This is a genomic window from Faecalibacterium sp. AM43-5AT, from assembly GCF_003603345.1.
Lineage (GTDB): Bacteria > Bacillota > Clostridia > Oscillospirales > Ruminococcaceae > Faecalibacterium > Faecalibacterium taiwanense.
In genome coordinates, this window is the sequence record NZ_QVGZ01000001.1 from 1 (window position 1) to 17,680 (window position 17,680).

18 protein-coding genes and 1 pseudogene are annotated in these 17,680 nt (G+C 49.1%); 9 read left to right on the forward strand and 10 right to left on the reverse strand.

The genetic code is table 11. The annotated features are described in order from the left end of the window. Positions 1–215: 215 nt before the first annotated feature. From DW937_RS00005 to DW937_RS00015, 3 genes are all read right to left on the reverse strand, one after another. On the reverse strand, positions 216–1,604 hold the full coding sequence (locus tag DW937_RS00005) for a site-specific integrase (protein ID WP_120119667.1): 1,389 nt from the start codon (positions 1,602–1,604) through the stop codon (positions 216–218). Positions 1,605–1,622: 18 nt separating this feature from the next. Then, positions 1,623–1,874, reverse strand: coding sequence for a helix-turn-helix domain-containing protein (locus DW937_RS00010; RefSeq protein WP_120119669.1), 252 nt, complete (start codon positions 1,872–1,874; stop codon positions 1,623–1,625). Between the two features lie 211 nt (positions 1,875–2,085). Then, complete coding sequence (locus DW937_RS00015; protein ID WP_117477637.1) at positions 2,086–3,351, reverse strand: plasmid recombination protein; 1,266 nt, start codon at positions 3,349–3,351, stop codon at positions 2,086–2,088. A gap of 674 nt (positions 3,352–4,025) precedes the next feature. On the opposite strand from DW937_RS00015, the gene DW937_RS00020 reads away from it, so the two are divergent. The 9 genes and pseudogenes from DW937_RS00020 (at position 4,026) to DW937_RS00060 (ending at position 10,161) form a co-directional block, all read left to right on the forward strand. Beyond that, on the forward strand, positions 4,026–4,856 hold the full coding sequence (locus tag DW937_RS00020) for a helix-turn-helix transcriptional regulator (protein ID WP_112121916.1): 831 nt from the start codon (positions 4,026–4,028) through the stop codon (positions 4,854–4,856). Continuing rightward, on the forward strand, positions 4,840–5,505 hold the full coding sequence (locus DW937_RS00025; protein ID WP_120119672.1) for a sigma-70 family RNA polymerase sigma factor: 666 nt from the start codon (positions 4,840–4,842) through the stop codon (positions 5,503–5,505). Before DW937_RS00020 ends, DW937_RS00025 begins: the two co-directional genes overlap by 17 nt. Before the next feature lie 179 nt (positions 5,506–5,684). After that, positions 5,685–6,149: a DUF3592 domain-containing protein gene (locus tag DW937_RS00030; RefSeq protein WP_005929423.1), complete on the forward strand. Its 465-nt coding sequence runs from the start codon at positions 5,685–5,687 to the stop codon at positions 6,147–6,149. Between the two features lie 281 nt (positions 6,150–6,430). Continuing rightward, positions 6,431–6,820, forward strand: a complete 390-nt coding sequence (locus DW937_RS00035; protein ID WP_005923150.1) for a hypothetical protein — start codon at positions 6,431–6,433, stop codon at positions 6,818–6,820. A 188-nt stretch (positions 6,821–7,008) separates the two neighbouring features. Beyond that, complete coding sequence (locus tag DW937_RS00040) at positions 7,009–7,419, forward strand: hypothetical protein (RefSeq protein ID WP_015564578.1); 411 nt, start codon at positions 7,009–7,011, stop codon at positions 7,417–7,419. A gap of 438 nt (positions 7,420–7,857) precedes the next feature. Continuing rightward, the gene (locus tag DW937_RS14660) at positions 7,858–8,298 is read left to right on the forward strand and encodes a hypothetical protein (protein ID WP_005929376.1); all 441 of its coding nucleotides are present in this window, start codon (positions 7,858–7,860) and stop codon (positions 8,296–8,298) included. Positions 8,299–8,462: 164 nt separating this feature from the next. Beyond that, positions 8,463–8,597, forward strand: a pseudogene (locus DW937_RS15105) (DUF4367 domain-containing protein); the annotation flags it as partial. A 628-nt stretch (positions 8,598–9,225) separates the two neighbouring features. Further along, positions 9,226–9,612 carry a hypothetical protein gene (locus DW937_RS00055; RefSeq protein WP_223382614.1) on the forward strand — a complete coding sequence of 129 codons (387 nt, stop codon included), beginning with the start codon at positions 9,226–9,228 and terminating at the stop codon, positions 9,610–9,612. Positions 9,613–9,621: 9 nt separating this feature from the next. Then, a complete protein-coding gene (locus tag DW937_RS00060) occupies positions 9,622–10,161 on the forward strand; it encodes a hypothetical protein (protein ID WP_015564577.1) in 540 nt (179 codons plus the stop codon). Between the two features lie 79 nt (positions 10,162–10,240). On the opposite strand, the gene DW937_RS00065 is transcribed toward DW937_RS00060, so the two are convergent. The 7 genes from DW937_RS00065 to DW937_RS00095 all read right to left on the reverse strand — a co-directional run bounded on the left by DW937_RS00065 (position 10,241) and on the right by DW937_RS00095 (position 17,673). Further along, complete coding sequence (locus DW937_RS00065; protein WP_015564576.1) at positions 10,241–10,489, reverse strand: DUF6061 family protein; 249 nt, start codon at positions 10,487–10,489, stop codon at positions 10,241–10,243. A 469-nt stretch (positions 10,490–10,958) separates the two neighbouring features. Beyond that, the gene (locus tag DW937_RS00070; RefSeq protein ID WP_120119674.1) at positions 10,959–12,356 is read right to left on the reverse strand and encodes a site-specific integrase; all 1,398 of its coding nucleotides are present in this window, start codon (positions 12,354–12,356) and stop codon (positions 10,959–10,961) included. Between the two features lie 12 nt (positions 12,357–12,368). Beyond that, a complete protein-coding gene (locus DW937_RS00075; RefSeq protein ID WP_117530097.1) occupies positions 12,369–12,683 on the reverse strand; it encodes a helix-turn-helix domain-containing protein in 315 nt (104 codons plus the stop codon). 79 nt (positions 12,684–12,762) lie between these two features. Beyond that, the gene (locus DW937_RS00080; RefSeq protein ID WP_120119676.1) at positions 12,763–14,106 is read right to left on the reverse strand and encodes a hypothetical protein; all 1,344 of its coding nucleotides are present in this window, start codon (positions 14,104–14,106) and stop codon (positions 12,763–12,765) included. A 251-nt stretch (positions 14,107–14,357) separates the two neighbouring features. Then, positions 14,358–15,680: a phage/plasmid primase, P4 family gene (locus tag DW937_RS00085; RefSeq protein WP_120119678.1), complete on the reverse strand. Its 1,323-nt coding sequence runs from the start codon at positions 15,678–15,680 to the stop codon at positions 14,358–14,360. Between the two features lie 769 nt (positions 15,681–16,449). After that, positions 16,450–16,689, reverse strand: coding sequence for an HPr family phosphocarrier protein (locus tag DW937_RS00090; protein ID WP_117476345.1), 240 nt, complete (start codon positions 16,687–16,689; stop codon positions 16,450–16,452). 15 nt (positions 16,690–16,704) lie between these two features. Beyond that, a complete protein-coding gene (locus DW937_RS00095) occupies positions 16,705–17,673 on the reverse strand; it encodes a carbohydrate kinase (RefSeq protein WP_120119680.1) in 969 nt (322 codons plus the stop codon). Positions 17,674–17,680: the final 7 nt, after the last annotated feature.

The following is a 17,680-nucleotide window of genomic DNA, read 5'->3' on the forward strand; positions in this document are numbered from 1 at the left end:
GCAACTGACTCTTAATCAGTGGGCCCAGGGTTCGAGTCCCTGGAGGTGCACCAATAAAAGAGCGTTGAATCGTAAGATTTGACGCTCTTTTTCGTTATGTAACCCCGAAAATTCGGGGCTTGCACGGTCAATGCACGGTTTTTGCACGGTCGGCTTTTTCGTGGGAATCCTCTGCATGGGCTGGAATTGCTTTGAAATGCGTGGTAAATTTTGCATCAGGTCAGAAGAGCCAGACGGAGCTGCGCCTTTACTTCGGGGTCTGCGTTCTTCAGAAGTTCCAGCAGAGCAGTCATAGAGATGGTCGGTTCGCCTGCGGCGGGTACAGCCTGTGGGCTGGGGCTTTCGGACTTAGCATAGAACCCTTCCTCGAACTTCTTCCCCAGTTCAACACGAGAGGACTGCTGGATATGGGCGTAGGTGTTCACCAGCATATCTGCCGTAGCGTGTCCAGTGGTTCCCTGAACGGCCTTCACATCGCCGCCGGAGATCATCAGCTGATAAGTCGCACTGGAATGCCGCAAACCGTGAAAGACAATGCGGGGGAACTCCGGGTGGGCATCCTGCCACTTGAGGAACTTTTTGCGGATGAGCACCGGCTCCACCGCCAGACCGTTGGGCAGACGGAACAGCATCCCACTGTCATGGTAGCGTGTCGGGTCTTTTCTCTCGTCTGTCGCCAGCTGATTCAGCCACTTCTTCAATTCTTCTTTTAGTGCAGAGGTCATGAAGATGGTGCGGCAGGAGGATGCGGTTTTGGTGCTTTTCAGGATGAGGGAAGTGGTGCTGCGCTCCAGCTTGTCCGGGAATATCTTGATGATGCAGCCATCATCTACTTGATTCAGGGCTTCTTTTCGCACCCGCTGCATGGACTTGTTGATACGGAACGTTCCGATGCCATCTGCGGCATCAAAATCGAGATCTTCCGGGGTCAGACCTACGATCTCACCCTCTCGCAGTGCGCCCACCAATGTGAGGTGGACTGCCAGATGCAGGATGGGGTCCTCCATGCTGTCCAGAGCCTCCCGCATTTCCTCTACCGTCCAGATGGAGCGCTCCTGCGTGGACTTCTTGGGGCTGTCCACGGGAACAGGACTCTTAATCAGGATTCCCCACTCTACGGCGTACTGGAAGGCAGTTCCCAGCAGCCGATGAACCTCGTGGATGGTGGTGCCGGATAGAAACCGATGCTTCTGCTTTTCGGTCAGTTCCTGCTTCTTTCCCTCGATATACGAACCGCAGGGCGTTTTGCTCAGGGTCGTATAGAGGTTTTCCATGTGGTAGGGCTTGAGTTTCTGCATCTCTATGCTGCCGATATAGGGGATAATCAGATTCTGGATGGTGGAAAGATTGGATTCGTAGGTTTTGGGGGCCCACTTGTGCTTGCTGCACTGCTTGGGCAGCCAATCCATGAGGAACTCTGCCACCGTCACCGAGGACGGAATCAGGAATGTGCCAGCTGCCAGTTCATGTTCGATCTGCTTCTTTCGGTTCGTTGCCTCCTCTTTTGTAGGAAAACTTTCCCATTTGTCGCAGCTCTTGCCGTGTTCATCTTCGTAGGTGTAGCGGACGCTGTAAGAGTTGCCGCGCTTCGTAATATATGCCATACTGTTTGCCTCCTCTTATCAAGCTGCCCGGTAGAGCCACGCATCGAAGCTGTCCTTCGGCACACGGATGCTTCCGCCTACCCGCAGGACACGGAATTCGGTGGTGCTGTTGCACAGGTTGTAAGCAGAGCGCAGACTGATGGCCAGCATTCGTGCGATCTCTTCCACCGTGTACACCAGCTTTGTAGTTGCTGGGCTGTCAGTCGGAGACTTGACGGCATTGGTTTGAGTGACCACTTCCATTGTAGTGGGATTCGAGTCCTTTTGCAAGAACTTATTTGAGTGACCACTTCCATTGTAGTGGGATTCGAGTCCTTTTGCAAGAACTTATTTGAGTGACCACTTCCATTGTAGTGGGATTCGAGTCCTTTTGCAAGAACTTATTCGTATAATCGGAAGATTGCACAGGGACGGTCATAGAATTACGGTCAAAATCCATAAGCATTTCTCCTTATATTGTCATATCATCTAAAAATTCAGCTTAAAGTTCTACATCTTGCCCACGCCTGCGGTTTCGCTGCTGCACATTCATGGTGAGCTCCTGCTTGGGGGCAAGAATCTTTTCCAGAAAGCCGCACACCAGTTCGGGCGCACGGTGGAGAGCATCCAGATAGGGTTTTACGTCGTACCACAGGTCGTGGTACTTGTTGCTCCAACGAACGGCCTCTTTCTTGGCGGTGGAAAGTTCTTCTTTCAGGCGGCGGTTCTCCACATCCATCATATAGCCGTGGTCGGCTTGCTTTTTCAGCTTGGAAAACTCTTCTTCGGTCAGCGAATAGTTGCCGAGAAAGGTGCGCTTACCAATATAATCCAGATCGCGCGCATGAATGAGGGCTTCTTTTGTGAGCGTGACCTTTTTCTGCACAGCGGCAAGTTCCTTTTCGGTCTTGGAGAGGGTTTTGTTGGTTTGGGTGAGGTGCTGCTCTTTCTGGTCAATCTGGGCGGTCAGAGTGTCCAGTCGCTCCTGCTCCCGCTGGACTTTGAACTGGGTGACGGTCAGGTGTTCTTCAGTGCTGCCACGCTCACCGCGCTCTACATCCGTATACCCGGCGTTGCGCATATAGTGGAAGAAATCGTCTTGCAGGACACTGTACGACTTCTTCAGGACTGGCTTGCCGCTCTTTTGCAGGACAGGCTTTCCGGCATCGTCCAGCAGGGGCTTGGAAGCCCACTTCTTGCTTCGGCTGACCTGCATGACGGTCTCCTTGACTGTGCCGACCAGTGCCTTGTCCTTGCAGCGTTTCGACCAGAGGATCTGCTTTTCCACCACAGGCACATAGACCACATGGAGATGATAGTGGTAGACTTCACGGCCTAATGCTTCGGTCATGGCGCGGTTGATCTCATCGGCGTGCATGACTGCCGAGAGGATATACTGCTCACCGCCCACGATTTGAACGGCAGCTTGGTAGGCATCCTCATAGAACTGCTTGGCGAACTCGTAGCCGCCGTGGTTGTCAAAGTAGGCCGAGTTGACATCAAAGACAAGCTCGCAGTAATGGGTGGCATCCGGCTTCAAGCCGCGCGTTGAAATCGTGCCAGCGGTTTCCAGTTGGGCGAATAGGTCGGTGTAGCTGGCGGTTGGCTTTTTGAAGTGGATGTTCCATGCAGTGCGCTGGGGGATGATGTCGGGGTTCCGGTAGCTGTCCTTTTCGCGCTCGTTGTGCTGCTGAGTGTTGCCAACGGCCTTGTCCGAAACGGCGAGATTTCGAACACTGGTGCGGTCAATGCCATCATTTCTTGCCAAAGGGCATCCCTCCTTTCAAGGTTCATCGAGAGGTGACGGGTAACGGAGATGCACTTCCACGGAAGTGTAATAACCCACTATGACACTTTCATCCCTGCGGTCTGCAAAGTGTAGTGGGCTCTCCGAGGGGGAACGTCTCCTGCGGGAGAGCTACGATCAAGTTCGCACAATGCGAACTTGATTGCTCCGTACGCATCTAAAAAATCGCGTACGGATTTCAAATAACCCGTACGGTCTGTACGGCGTACTGGAACACGAAATATAAACGATACCACGTTTTAATTTGCTTCAATTCGCCGTACAGGTGCGTACAAGTACAGACCGTACAGGTTGTACGAACTTCTTCCGTGAAAAAATGCACTTTTTACGGGCAGGGGTGGACAAGCGGTTCGATGCCTACAAAACCCCGCACCCTGCGGCCACCGGGCGGGGCGGTGTTATGTGTTGCACCAGAGTACCCCAAAGTGGGAACTCTGGTGTTTTTTGCCTTGTGCCTGAATATACGGAAAATTTTGCAGGAAAGGCGAAAAAGCGGCAGAACTGCAACGGAAAAAGAAAAATGCCCTCACTGGTTGCAGGGCTGCAACAGCAAGGGCAGAGAGGAAACCTTATATTGAACAAAACGGCAGAGCGTATTATAATGAGGAAAAAGCTCAAAAAGGAGGGCCGACCACATGGCACAGGAATATCTGCCCGCACCATCCAACGTCCGTCTTGCGGACTTGATGAAAGAGCACAACATAAGCCAACCGGAGCTTGCCAAGGAAATCGGCTGCTCCAAGAGTACCATCAGCCGCTTTATCAGCGGTGCAAAGGGAACCCTGACCCATGAGCAGGTGCTGAGGATTGCAAGGCTGTTCAACGTGTCCACGGATTTTCTGCTGGGAGAAACCAACATCCCCGACCGCAAGAACTACGACATTGCTGAACTTGGCTTGTCCGTAGAAGCCGCAAAGAACCTCTACACAGGGCGCGTCAATGCAGAGGTAGTCAACCTGCTGCTGGAAAACGCCCGCTTTGCAGAGCTTACTTACCGCATATCGCAGTATTTTGATGACACCTTTGCGTCCGGCATCGCAGCACAGAATGCCATGCTCACGACATTGAGCACCCTGCTGCGCACAAAGGTCAAGACCCCGGAAGCAGCCAAAGCCGCAAAGGACATCAGCCTTCGGAGAAAGCCAGTGTATCAAGGCGACCTTGATGACATTGAAATGTACTTCATGGCGGCGGTCAAGGAAATCAAAAAGGGTATCGGGAGCCATTACGCCGAACAGGAAGCCATGAGCAAGAAAGTGGCCGAGAAGATGTTCAATGAACTGACCAAGGGGCAGGATGTGCAGCACCCAACGATCACGGCAGAGCAGTTGACAGATGCAATGTTGGACAGCGTTTCGGGTATGGAAGGAGCTACGCCGGAAGCACTGGAACAGCTGCGAAGCGGTCTGCTGGGAATCTTGCAGTCTGCCGCAGAGCAGGAAAACGCCCATGAAGCAGACGAATGAACGGCTTTGTGCGCTGGCACAGAAAGGCGATGCCGCAGCACTGGACAGCCTGATCGACAACAACAAGTCCTTTATTGGCAAGGTGGCAAATGACCTTTTCCGCAGCATGAATCTGGCACAGTCCGGCCTGAACCTTGACACGGACGATTTGAAACAGGCGGGCAATCTGGGCTTGTGGAAGACCGTGCCGAAGTTCGATGCAGCGCGTGGCATGAAGTTCCTGACCTACGCGGCTCCGGCCATCCGCAACGCCATGATGGATATGGTTCGGGATGCCTTTGCCGCTTTTGAGCAGCGGATGGTGACAGAGGACAAGGATGGTATCTGTTACCAGCGCGTTTCGCTGGATGATGTTCTGCCGGGAGAGGAACAACTGCAGCGCATCGAAGCCATAGCCGACCCCTACGCCATGCAGCCGCAGAGCATTATGGAGGATCAGGAATCGCGCCGGGAACTGTACGATGGCCTGAAACGGTTGACCCAACGGGAGCAGACCTATCTGCTGTACCGCTATGGCTTTACTGATGGCAAGGAACATCCTTTGATTGGTACGGCGATATATTTCCACCTGACAAAAGGCCGCGCCCAAAAGACCGAGGAACAGGCTATGGATAACCTGTGGCTGGAATTGCCGTGGTGGTTTATCTGAGTGAAAAGAAAAATCGTGATTGTGCTACAAGTTTTCTGGAAATTTATGTGCAGCTATACGATTTTGAGGAATTTTGTAGACGGATGAAACAAAATAGGATTAAATCTAAGTATCTAAGGAACGTTGATTTCACGAAGCTGCTGATTACCGACTGTAGGATTTGAGGAGGATGCCGTTTTATGAAAATTACACGAGATAAAATGTTTTTTTCAAAAGATCTTATTCATACACTGGCATATGTCGGAATGTTCGTGGCGGCAATTATATCGGTTGGAGCGTGTAAGTCTGGTATTTGGGTGGCTGCGATATTAGCATGGATTGTAGCAGGTATAATTATCGGATTGGCGATTATTTCCGACTATAAAAAGGCAGAACTTTTGAAAAATGGAACAAGAATCATCGGAAAGGTTACAGCAACAAAACGAGTACATATAAAATTTCATATGAGTACCTACCACCTTGCCGATGAAGATGTAATCTATCCATATGTGGTACATTATCAGTATAAAGTTAAAGGTGAAACCTATAATGGAAAGTCGCAGTGGTTTTGGTTCAATCCATGTATTCCGAAAGGGGCACCAATAAAAATTCTAGTAGACCCAAAGAATCCGGCCCGAAGTACAGTTCTCAAACCAGAAAGCTAAAGATGGCTTTCAATCGAGGTAAAACAAAAAGTTTATCCTTATAGCGTGTTTATTTAAAAGAAGATTGCGATTGTGCTACAAATTTTCAGGAAGTTTATGTGCATCTATACGATTTTGAAAAATTTTGTGGACAAACGAAATAAATCAGGCTTAAATTTCGTTATCTAAACAAAAAAGCAAGGCGGGAAGGTTTGATGATTTGTAAAAAATGAGGGCATAAAAATAAAGTAGGCGTTTGATATTTCCAGCAATGTGGGCAGTAGTGAAAGAAGGTATAGAAAATGAAGAAAACTTTATATACATTTTTGGTTTGGAATTTTCTGTTGTTTGTAGCTGGTTTAAGTGATATTGTTTTTTATAGAAATCTTACATCGGTAGAAGGTATGACAATAAGCTGGACCCAGCCAGCGCTTGTAAGTATTACTTCATTTTTAATATTGCTTTCAATATATTATGGGATGCACCAGCTCCTTTTCGGGAAAAATTTTTATTTGAAACTGGAAATCAAGCAGGAAGACATAGATAAATTGCGAAATTCAATTTATGATTTTCTGAAAAAAGGCGAAATTGACCCCGAAAAATTGCAGCAACACTTGAAGTGTTTGATAATTGCTGAAGTTGTTTTGTGGGGTGGATTCATCGTTTACTTATTTATATCAAAGGGCTACTAATTTTCAATTCTAATAATGGGGTAAAGTGGTACGAATGAAAAAGATACAGAACTTTTTCTCGACGATTTTGCAAAAGCTGTGGAAAAGTTCGATAACTATCGTTTAGCATTAAAAACTACGGAAGCTTTACGCTGAAAGCTGTAACTTTAAGCAGACCGGAAAGCTTATAATGAGGGTAGAACAGAAATATGACCAACGAAGATACCACTGATTTTGACGAGCACTTCGCTAAAATTTCGTCCTATATTGTGGACACATTGCACGGCGTTCCACTTGAGATGACCGAGGATGAAAAAGAACAATTTCGCATACAGGTTATTTCAAATCAGTATGCAGAACGGTTGCTAAGTGAAGCCGAAAAGACAGAAACGTATAGAGGTTTATCAAAAATTGATATTCTCCATACAGTTTCTATCCCTCAACTGGCTAGAACAATCCCACTTAAAGGTTTGAATCTCAGTTTAGAAAAATACAGAATGCCGGATGGTGTAATAATAGAGGTTGAGAGTTCGTCACATTATTTGGGGTCATTTAGTGAGAAAAATGATTCTTCCACAAATTGGATAGAAAAGATCATGGAGGGTGTCGGTATTCACTAGATGGATTCTCAAGAAGCATAAACAGCCCGCTATTTGCAGAGAATTCTGGAAGAAAATTGAAGAAAGCATCCTTCCGGCAACAGCACCCCGGACGTTTGTGAACTCTCACAACAGAGATCAAGAACCAATCCCTGCTTTGCGCTTACACCGTTTTGGTGACATTTTTTCTCCGTCTTGCTACAATATTGTGGATTTTTTCTATTTGTGCTTTGCTATTATCAACATCTAAAATGGAAACCGTGATGGAGGTGATTCCAATGCAGATAATTTCCTTGAAAACAAATTGAATGCTTTGGCAAACGGTGGCCAGTTCTCCATTTCCTACGACATCACGATTCCGTAATAAAAGCATTAGATAATGGGTATAAAAGCCACGATTCTTTAGAGTCGAAAGAAAAGAATCGTGGCTTTGTACGTTTGAATTATGGAGCAAGCCAAATGAATAAGAAATTGGAATTTTTTAGCAGTATGGCGGTTGCCTTTATAGTTTTGATATTGGTCTTTCTTTGCATTCGTTTTTCAGGTCAGGGAAAATTTGCTACACATGGAGGAACCAATCCGTCTGATGTAAAATGTATTTATACTTCAGTTTGGCCGGATAATGAATACACTAGGCTTATTTGTGAGCCGGAAAGTGGAACGATAGAATATATATTGGATGGTTCTAATGCTGGGTATTATGCAATCTTTTATAATAATATCTCTGAAGAAGAAATACAAAAATATATTGACCAATTGAAAACCTTAGGATACGCTGAAGAGGCATCGGCTTCAGAAAGCGTTTCGACAGGCGTTTTGCTAAGAAAAGATGAAACATGGATAAGCATTGCATACTCAGAGGGAGGATTTGGAATCCGGATTTCAGTAGAAAAATCCTGAATAAAAGAGATGCTGGGGAATCCCGGTTATCCCTATGATGCAGTGGAAAGAAAATGGATTGCTCAATATTGGAGGCTCCAACCACAGCTTCTTTGTTGAAATGTTAATCAGTTAGATACCGCCAGACGGTTTATTTAGAACGAGGTTAAGTTGGAACAGCCGATGCCACACTCGGAACAAACAATAGCGGAGGCCGTACAAGATATGTGCTAGTATGGGAGAAAGATGGCATATCACATACGATCATTGGAAAGATACCGCGTGAAGAGATTCTAAAAATTGCAGAGAGCATTTCCTAACTGGCTGAATTTTTGCCCACACGCTTGTAATTATTTACAAATGTGTGGACACTTTTTCGTTGAAGCGTCCAAAGCTGACAAGATTTTGAACTTTTTTCAAAAAAGCTGTCACAAACGCAGTGTGAGCAACGTTGACTAAGCAAAAGCTCCTGGGGGAGTGTACAAAATGGAGGTTATTCATTAATCAAAATGACGAAAGAAGAAATCATTTCCATGCTATCAAAGGAATTGAACAGTGAATGGACGAATGGAGTCACATGTTTGATGGTGGAAAATTCCGATAGCTATATTCCAGTAATAGTTCATCACAATAAAAATGAACTTATTGTTGAAGTAGGAGAACAAGACAAGAAGATTTACCGCATCGGACGAAATGAGCTAAATAAAACATCTTAGTCATCACCAAAAAAATCATTGAAATCAGTCACAATTTGACGCATAGAATATGAATTCAAACTTGATATGAGGTGATTCCAATGCAGAAAAAATAGAACACATATTTCGAAAATATTGCTACCATCAAACTGTCAAAGAATACAAGTCAAACGGTTCTTTGATTCGTTCTAAAACGGATTACTATCAGGCTATTGGTGGTTAAGTCACTCCGTTTGTAAGGAAAGGGTTGAAAATGGATTTTCTTAAACAAAAAGGGCCATTAGCAAGAGAATTCTGCAACACGTTGATTTACATTATTTCGTTAGTGTCATTAAAGCCTTCAAGCCTTCAGAGGGTGTTGACAGAACTTCAATGGAATGGGATGTGGTTCTTTTCTCTGGCATTTTTCGCTGTCATCTTTATGGAAATGCTGTCCGATTTTTTGCTGGTTACAGATCGCTGCACTGCATGGAAAGCATTAAATGGAAATGTCAGCGAAGCCGAATTTCACAATCTTCAGCAGATTGTCCTATGCGAAAATCAGAAAGTTTCCATTGAGAAGAAACTTGCAAGTACGATACTACTGGTTCTGATGATATGTGCAACTGCTGCATTTGTGTGGTTTACCTTTTTGGTATAAGGTTTTGTTATGAAAGAGATAATTATTATACCACATATTGGAATTGGACAATTAAAATTAGGTATGGCACCAGATGAGCTAGAAAAAACTCTTCTGCAAATGAAGAGACAATGGTCGAATTCTTCTAATGAAGCAATGCAAATGGAACGTTGTGCGGAAACCGATGACCCTAATTTGATAACCGGACGATATATGGATAATGATTCGTTCTTTCTAGTGCAGTATCGGAACGGAAAAGCTACTGAAATCGGCATCCAGAGAGATCTGTCTAAAGTTGCGTCAATAAAACTGTTCGGAATGGACATGTTTAATACAACCGCCGAGTGTATTATTGATAGCTTAATGAAAAAGGACAAAGTTATTTGCAACGAAAAGGACTTGCAACTTGGGACGGAATATATTTTTCCCAAAAGTGGAGTCCGACTCTGGAGAGAGCGAGCATTTCATCCCAAATTGTTGAAAGACCCGTTATACATGGAAGAAATGCAGGCAGTATTAGAAGACGAATACCAGTATCAGTATTTTCAGATGGTCACCATAATAGATTGAACTACTAACTAAGAGCCCTCTATTTGTAACGACTGCAAGTAGAGGGCTGTTGATCTGTTTGGAATATTTCAATTAAAGGTCAATCTTCCAGTCTGCCATGGTCGCAGCCAAGTGAAAGGTAGTGTTCAATCTCACCACTCAGCACAAGCTGGGCGTACTCCAATGGCTTATTGTAGAGCAGCCAGTCCAGTTCTGCCCGCTGTGCCGGGGTGTTGCCGTACTCGTCCTCAATGGCAATGCAGTCGATGGCAACAGCAGAGCCGTCCGCAAACTGGGCTTCCACCCGGTTGGTGTCCATATTGTAGTGGCAAGAAAGCAGTTTGTTCATAGTCGTGTCCTCCATGACTTGATTTTGATGTTCGGCCACTCAAACCAATGCCGTCAAGCCGGTGGGGGATAGAGCGATTTTATTTGTCGGGGAGTAAGTGCACGGTTTCTGCACGGATTTTGCACGGTTTCAAAACGTGCAGAAGGTGCTTTTCGTTACAAAATCCGACAAAGGGTGCAGAAATTACTGGGTGAAAAATCACGTTGTCTTGATTAAAAATAACGATGACTCGAAACTTCCATAAATTGAGACGAACCGGCGGCTTGCTCTCTTAATCAGTGGGCCCAGGGTTCGAGTCCCTGGAGGTGCACCAGATATTGAACGTCAAATCGTAAGATTTGGCGTTCTTTCTTTATGTAGGAAAGCGGCTGCACACTTTCTGCACACCGTTTGCACATTTGCCAGAATCGGGGGCTTTTCTGCGCAAGGTTTGCATAGCCTGCTTTCCTTTGCATAAAAAGAAGAAATTTTAGGCGAACAAGGCTCTCGTCAATTCTCTGCGTTCGTCTGCGTCCATCAGCCGGATGGCTTCAAGGATCTCCCTGCCGGAGATTTTTGTTGCCGCCGGCTTTTCATTTTGCCGGGGCTGGGATGCTGCCGAGGTCAGGTCTTGGGAATAGAAGTTCGCTTCGATCTTCTCGGTCAGCTCCAACCGGGGCTTGTCCTGCGTGTGGGCATAGGTGTCCATCAGGACAGATGCCGTTGCATGACCTGTGTTGCCCTGCACCGACTTGAAGTCGCCGTCCGACTGCAAGAGCTGGTAGGTGGCACTGGAGTGCCGCAGGCCGTGGAACACGATCTGTTCAAACTCCGGGTGCTCGGCTCTCCACAGGCGGTACCACTTTGTCAGCAGCTCCGGTGCGATGGGCAAGCCGTCCGGGAGCCGGAACAGCTGACCGCAGTTGCTGTACTTCTCTGGGGCGTTCTGCTCGTCCTGTTTGAGCTTTTCAAGCCATGCAAGAAGCTCCTCTTTCAAGGGCTTGGTCATATACAGGATGCGGTTGGACTTCTTGGTCTTTGGCTTTTTCAGGATGAGGGAGGACTTACTGCCCTCACGCCTGTCTGGAAAGGTGTAGTAGACCTGCTTGGGGTCGAGCTTTTCCAGAGCGTCCTTGTTGGCTCTCTGCATGGTCTTGCTGACCGAGATGGTACCACGCCCATCGGCGACATCAAAGTCCAGATCACTCGGCTGCAAGCCGAGAATTTCGCCCTCACGGAGCGAAAGGATCATGCTCATGTGTACCGCCAGATGCAGGGCGGGGTTTTCGATAGTCTGCAAGGCTGCCAGCATGGTTTTCTCGTCCCAGATGGTGCGCTCCTCGATGATGACCTTGGGCGCATCACGGGGCAGGGGAATCTTGTGGATCAAGTCCCATTCCACCGCATAGGAAAATGCGGTCTTGAGCAGCGTGTGGACTTCGTGGATAGAGGTGCTAGACAGTAGCCGCTTCTTCTGCTTCTTGGACAGGTCCTGCTTCACACCGTGCACATATTGCCCGCAGGGGGTCTTGGCAAGGGTGGCATAGAACTTCTCAATGTCGTAGGTTCGCAGCTCCTGCACTTTCCGCTTCCCGATATACGGCACGATAAGGTTTTGCACCATCGCCACGGACTGGGTGTAGGTCTTGGGGGACCACTTGTGCTTTGTGGACTGGATCGGGATCCATTTGTACAACATCTCCTCCACCGTCATGGTGTCGGGGACGAGGAATGTGCCGTCCAGCAATTCTTTCTCGACCGTGATCTTTCGCTCCTGCGCCTCCTTTTTGGTCTTGAAACTCTCCCATCCCTCGCAGGGCTTGCCGGAATGGTCTTTGTACTTGTAACGGACGGAGTAGGAATCTCCGCGCTTCATGATAGATGCCATAGATTACCTCCTTTAGACCGCTGCAAACCAGCTGTCGAAGCTCTGCTTGTTCACCCGGATGCTGGTGCCGATGCGCAGCACCCGGAAATCCTTCGTGGTGTTGCACAGGTTGTACGCCGCACGGGGAGAAATCGCCAAAAGCTGGGCGATTTCCTCCACCCGGTAAACAAGAGGTTCGTGCTTGGCTGCTTTGGTCTGGTCAGAAGATTCTGTGGCAGGGGATTTGGACGCTTTCATTGTAACCGGGTTCGAGTCCTTTTGCAAGGACTTATTCGTATAATCTTTAGATTTCACATCTTCGGTCATGTCAGGCCGATTCATATTCATAGGCAGACCTCCGTTTCCTTGTAACCGGGTGCCGGGGCAGAAAGTGCCAGCTTTCTGCCCCGAACGCTCCCGATGAGGTTCAGATTTCCAAGTGCCCCTCCTGTTTGCGGGGTTGCGCCGTTGGTTTGTTTTGCCCCTGTTCTGCCTGTAAGCGGTTCAGCAGTTGCAGGACGGAATCTCGTGCTTTCTCCTTAACCTGCTCCTTGCCTTTCTGACGGACTTCCGGCTTCAGGAGCTTCTCCTGCAGACGTGCGGTGGTGGTCTGCATGGTCTTGAGGAACTTGTCCAGCACGGTGTCCAAACGGTGGGCGGCGTATTCTCTCGTGGTCTGCGGAGCCTTACGTTCCGGGGACAGCACCCACTTCTTCGTGTCCTCGATCATCCGCATATCTTCCTTCCGGGTCTCGGTGCGCACCACGTCCGTCACGACATCCACCGCCTTGTCGTAGGCAGCTGCCGAAACTTCATCGATCAACGCTTCCATGTCGTTGACCTTGAGGGTCAGCTTGTCCAGCTTGTTCTGCTGGGCGGCAAGCTGCTTCTTTTGCTTGGCAAGGATGAAATCCTGCTTTTCCAAATATTTGCGGTTGCCATACTCCGCTTCTTCCTCCAATTCCAGACCATGCCGTTTTGCAATCTCGAACAGCATCTTCCGGCAGGCGGCATCAAAGGTGATTTTGCGGTTGTTGCGGCGGCTGAGGGGCTTGTCCGGGTCGAGCAGGTTGAAGCCCAACACTTCCAATGCCTTTTCCTGCTGGGGAGCCACCTCACCGTACTTGTTCTCGCAGTCGAACACATGACGCTCATGGATATGGGGTGTGCTCTCATCCAGATGCAGTGCCCAGTCCAGCACATGAACGTGGTCGCCATACTTGGCCTTGAACTCCTCAATGAACTCTGTGACGACGCTCAGCAAGTCCTCTGCCGAAGCGTGTTCATCCAGCGTTCCAAGTTGGTAGATGGTCTCCTCCGGGCAGGTCTTGCGGCTGGACAGCAGGTCGGGAATGGAGCGGTTGCGTTCCGTGTGCCGGATCTTGGCGTTGCGCTCGTTCTGGCTTTCCACAAAGTTGGAATAGCGGCTCTCATAGAATTGCCGTTCCACATCCGAGAAGGTCGCCGCCAGATCATCTGGGTCGGGTGGAGCGAGAGCCGAGCGGAAGCCGTGAAAGCAGTCCCAGTAGATGTTGCCTTTGGCTCGTTCGGGGTCGATGTGCTCGCTGTTGGTGAGGTCGAAACTCCGGTCATTGTGTTTGGGGTTATAGGTGCCGTGGGTCCCGGCTCGTCCATTGTGTCGTGTCAGCTTCAGATAAACATCCCTCCATTTCAACGTCTTGGTGGAGTGGGTGCGCAGCAGCTTTGCTGCTGAATCTGCCGCTTGCGGTGCGCCAGATAATACCCAGTAGTATATGACGCACAGCATCATATCACTGGGGCAAAGAGCTGCGCTCTCTGCACTCTTGCTCCGGGCAAGCTGCCCTGAAGGACAGCTCGTCCGGCTTTTTCAGTTGGTCATTTTGACCACCTGATTTGGCAAGCTGTCAAATTGACAGTATGCCAGAAACACCCCTATAAAGTGCGTTTTCGGTCAATCGCTGCGTACGTGCGTACGGAGAGAGGGCGGCTACCGCGTACGCACGTACGCAGCAAAACACCCAAATTCTCCTTTTATGGGGGTCATACCCGCCAACCGTTTGGCGTAAGGTCGGGCTGAACAAGGGTTTCGATACCGATAAAGCCCCGGACACGCCGTCCGGACGAATTGATGATGTTGTTGGTGGATTCCAGATTATACCTGCGCTGCTTGGCGATCAGCGCATCGCTGAACCCTCGTGCCTTGATCGCATTCAGGCTGTTCTCCTCACACCACATTCGATAGACCTCATACAGCTCTTTCGAGCTGGTGCAGGCATCCGCCTTCAGGCGGATGTAGCCCTCGGATTCAAGGAAATCAAACACATTGTTGTTGTCCCGCTTCACCAGTTCCCGGTTCCGCTTGGCACGGTCACTCTCGGTGAACTGGAAGCCATTCTTCACCAGCCGCTGCAAGCCCTCAAATGCCCACAGCAGGATGCCCTCGACCTCTGCCGCCATCTTCTCGGCAATGTCCGGGTCATCCACACGAGACAGGGGCTTATCCTTGGTGGTCAAGATGAGCTGACGACGATAGAAACCGTCCGAGCGGTCATACAATGCCTGCAAATCGCCATTGCTGAACGCCAGCAGGCGGGCGTACATCCAACCCTGATAGCTCTGCTTGCCCTTGCGCTCCAAGTCCATCTGCCCCTGTGCGGTCACGATGGACTTGACATAGTTGGTCTGGCGCAGGGCTTCCATCCGCATATCATCGTCCACACAGAGCAGGGTGTGTTCAAGGTCTGCGCGGGCAAAGCGATTCTCCGAGATCTTGCCGATGCTGCCATCCTTCATGTTACAGCCGAACAGCCGGGACAGCACCACGCCGATTTGCGACTTACCCTCACCGCCGCTGCCCTTGATGACCATCATGCGCTGCCCCTTGTTGCTGGGGATCAGGCAGTAGCCGATGAACTCCTGCACCGTGGGAATGTCCTCCGGGTAGAGCAGGTCGGACAGGAACCGCAGCCAGTGGACAGGCTGAGCGGCTTTCGGGTCATACTCGACAGGCAGGCGATTGCGGACGATTTCCGGCTTGCCCTCCTGAAAGGTACCGTCCAGATATAGGGTGCCGTTTGCCAGCGCAATGCGGTCGGTGACGGGCGGGAAGTCCTCCATCTGTGCCGCCAGCTTCAGTACATCAACCACATTGCTGACCCGTTTTGCGATATTTGCGCCGATATGGTCTCGCAGCATATCGAAAATTTCACAGCGCAGGTTCATGGTGTCTGTGACCCTGCCTTCCGGGGTGAAAAATGCGCCATTCACATAGAGGCGCTGGTGGGTACTGAGAAAATCGTCACAGAAAATCGATTCGTTGAAGAAGCCTTTCTTGATCCATGCAGGGGTAAAGTTGTTTCCCATAGGCACACGTCCTTTCTTCGGTGCTGCTGCTTTTCCATGTGGCCAATTTGACCACATGGATTTTGTCTGCCGCAACAGGTGGATAAACGTCCTTTGGGTTACGGCAAATCAATGTGGACAATTTGTCTACATTGATTTCTCCTGCCGCAACGAGTAGATAAACGTCCGTTTCACCTCATGTGCTCATTTTGACCACATGAGGTGAATTGCCGTTCTCTCTGCATGGCTTTCCTGCTCCCCTCCGGCGGCGTTTTCCGGCTCTCCTTCTCAGGGTCATCGCCGGGTATCCCATACAGACGGTCATGCGGTTTTCAAGGTCCAACGGGCAAAACGGCAATAAAAAAGCCGTCACAAAACAAACCAGCCCTGCCTTCGCTTTTTCTGGAAGGTCATGCTAGTCGGTTATGTAACGGCTGAAAGCCAAGATGTTCAGCCCCGCAGGGTCTGAACGAATATGTAAAAATATGTTATATTCAATTGTTGGAATAGACTACCACAAAAATCGAGCCGTGTCAACAAAAAGTTTTGAGAATACGTCACTTTCGGCAGTGTGCAAGAAAAAGCAATGAAAACTTTGGCAAAAAGAGAGAGGGCTGGGCGGTGCCAGCCCTCTTGACAAGGCAATGAGGCACATCAATATGGGCTTGCAAAATTTATTAAGGGAATGCGGTGATAGTAGGACTTATACAAATTAAAACACCGTTCGGTTCTGGTGAAGGAGAACCAGAACCGAACGGTGCAAATGGAAGAAGGAGAAAAGCGTAGAAAATCAGACGATGCAATCTGGGAGCAACGCATGGAGCTGTGTCAGCAGTTCTTCGCAAGAATCGGAATAAATCACAAGGGTAAGCGGATTGCTCAGGTCGAGACTGTAAATGCCAAGCAGGGATTTGGCATCAATGGTATATCGCCCGGAGACTAAGTCCATCTCATAGGGATATTTGGACAGCAAATCTACAAATTCCTTGACCTGATCGACCTGCCGCATTCTGATCTGTAATTTTGTCATAGGGTATCCTTTCTTTTACAGCAGTGGGATAGAGGCAATGCAGTTCTGAATTTCCACCATGGAGGGCATTGCAGGGATTGCGCCGCCCTTTGTCGTGGTCAGACTGCCCGCTGCATTGCCGAAGCGGACGATTTCTTCAAGCTCAAATGCAGGGAGGGTACGCAAATCCTCAGCATCTTTTCCTCGCAGCTGGTAGTGAATTGCGCCCATGAAAGCGTCGCCAGCACCAGTCGTGTCCACGGTAGGCACATCATAGGTGGGAAGATGCCCTGCTCCCACAGCGTTCCGGTAATAAGCACCCTTTGCACCCAGCGATACCAGCACAAGAGATGGCCCCATTTCGAGCAGGGCTTGTGAGCCGCGGGCAAGGTCGCTTTTGTTTGTGATAAGCTGCATTTCTTCCTCGGAAACTTTCAGAAGATCCGCCAGCTTGACACCTTCCTGCATCTGGACAACGGCATCTGCCGGGTGCTCCCACAGAAGCGGACGGTAATTGGGGTCAAAGCTGACCAGCTTGCCCTGCTGCCGTGCATACCGCGCAGCTTCCAACGTGGCGGTGCGGCTCGGGTCGGCGGTCAGAGAGACAGAGCCGAAATGGAAGATGGCAGCATCGTCGATCAGATTCCTGTTGACTTCTGCCGAAGTCAGCATCACATCGGCACCGGGGTTCCGGTAAAAGGTAAAGGAGCGGTCTCCCTTGCTGTCAAGCTGAACGAAGGCAAGGGTCGTGGGAATCTTTTCGTCGATCACCAGACCGGACACATCAATGCCGCTTTCCACAAGGGTCTGGCGGAGAAAATCGCCGAATCCGTCTTTGCCGACTTTTCCGATGAATGCTGTTTTGCCGCCCAGACGGGCATTCATGGCAAGGACATTGGCGGGTGCACCGCCGGGATTCCGGGCAAACAATTCGATGCCCTGTGCATTGGTTCCGTTCGGGGTAAAGTCGATCAGGCTTTCTCCCAAAGCTACAACATCAAACATGGTATCA

Bases quoted from the DNA above. Each gene is read 5' to 3' on its own strand.
- DW937_RS00005 (WP_120119667.1), bottom strand. From the start codon at position 1,604: ATGGCATATATTACGAAGCGCGGCAACTCTTACAGCGTCCGCTACACC.
- DW937_RS00020 (WP_112121916.1), top strand. From the start codon at position 4,026: ATGGCACAGGAATATCTGCCCGCACCATCCAACGTCCGTCTTGCGGAC.
- DW937_RS00025 (WP_120119672.1), top strand. From the start codon at position 4,840: ATGAAGCAGACGAATGAACGGCTTTGTGCGCTGGCACAGAAAGGCGAT.
- DW937_RS00030 (WP_005929423.1), top strand. From the start codon at position 5,685: ATGAAAATTACACGAGATAAAATGTTTTTTTCAAAAGATCTTATTCAT.
- DW937_RS00035 (WP_005923150.1), top strand. From the start codon at position 6,431: ATGAAGAAAACTTTATATACATTTTTGGTTTGGAATTTTCTGTTGTTT.
- DW937_RS00040 (WP_015564578.1), top strand. From the start codon at position 7,009: ATGACCAACGAAGATACCACTGATTTTGACGAGCACTTCGCTAAAATT.
- DW937_RS14660 (WP_005929376.1), top strand. From the start codon at position 7,858: ATGAATAAGAAATTGGAATTTTTTAGCAGTATGGCGGTTGCCTTTATA.
- DW937_RS00055 (WP_223382614.1), top strand. From the start codon at position 9,226: ATGGATTTTCTTAAACAAAAAGGGCCATTAGCAAGAGAATTCTGCAAC.
- DW937_RS00060 (WP_015564577.1), top strand. From the start codon at position 9,622: ATGAAAGAGATAATTATTATACCACATATTGGAATTGGACAATTAAAA.
- DW937_RS00065 (WP_015564576.1), bottom strand. From the start codon at position 10,489: ATGAACAAACTGCTTTCTTGCCACTACAATATGGACACCAACCGGGTG.
- DW937_RS00070 (WP_120119674.1), bottom strand. From the start codon at position 12,356: ATGGCATCTATCATGAAGCGCGGAGATTCCTACTCCGTCCGTTACAAG.
- DW937_RS00075 (WP_117530097.1), bottom strand. From the start codon at position 12,683: ATGAATATGAATCGGCCTGACATGACCGAAGATGTGAAATCTAAAGAT.
- DW937_RS00080 (WP_120119676.1), bottom strand. From the start codon at position 14,106: ATGATGCTGTGCGTCATATACTACTGGGTATTATCTGGCGCACCGCAA.
- DW937_RS00085 (WP_120119678.1), bottom strand. From the start codon at position 15,680: ATGGGAAACAACTTTACCCCTGCATGGATCAAGAAAGGCTTCTTCAAC.
- DW937_RS00090 (WP_117476345.1), bottom strand. From the start codon at position 16,689: ATGACAAAATTACAGATCAGAATGCGGCAGGTCGATCAGGTCAAGGAA.
- DW937_RS00095 (WP_120119680.1), bottom strand. From the start codon at position 17,673: ATGTTTGATGTTGTAGCTTTGGGAGAAAGCCTGATCGACTTTACCCCG.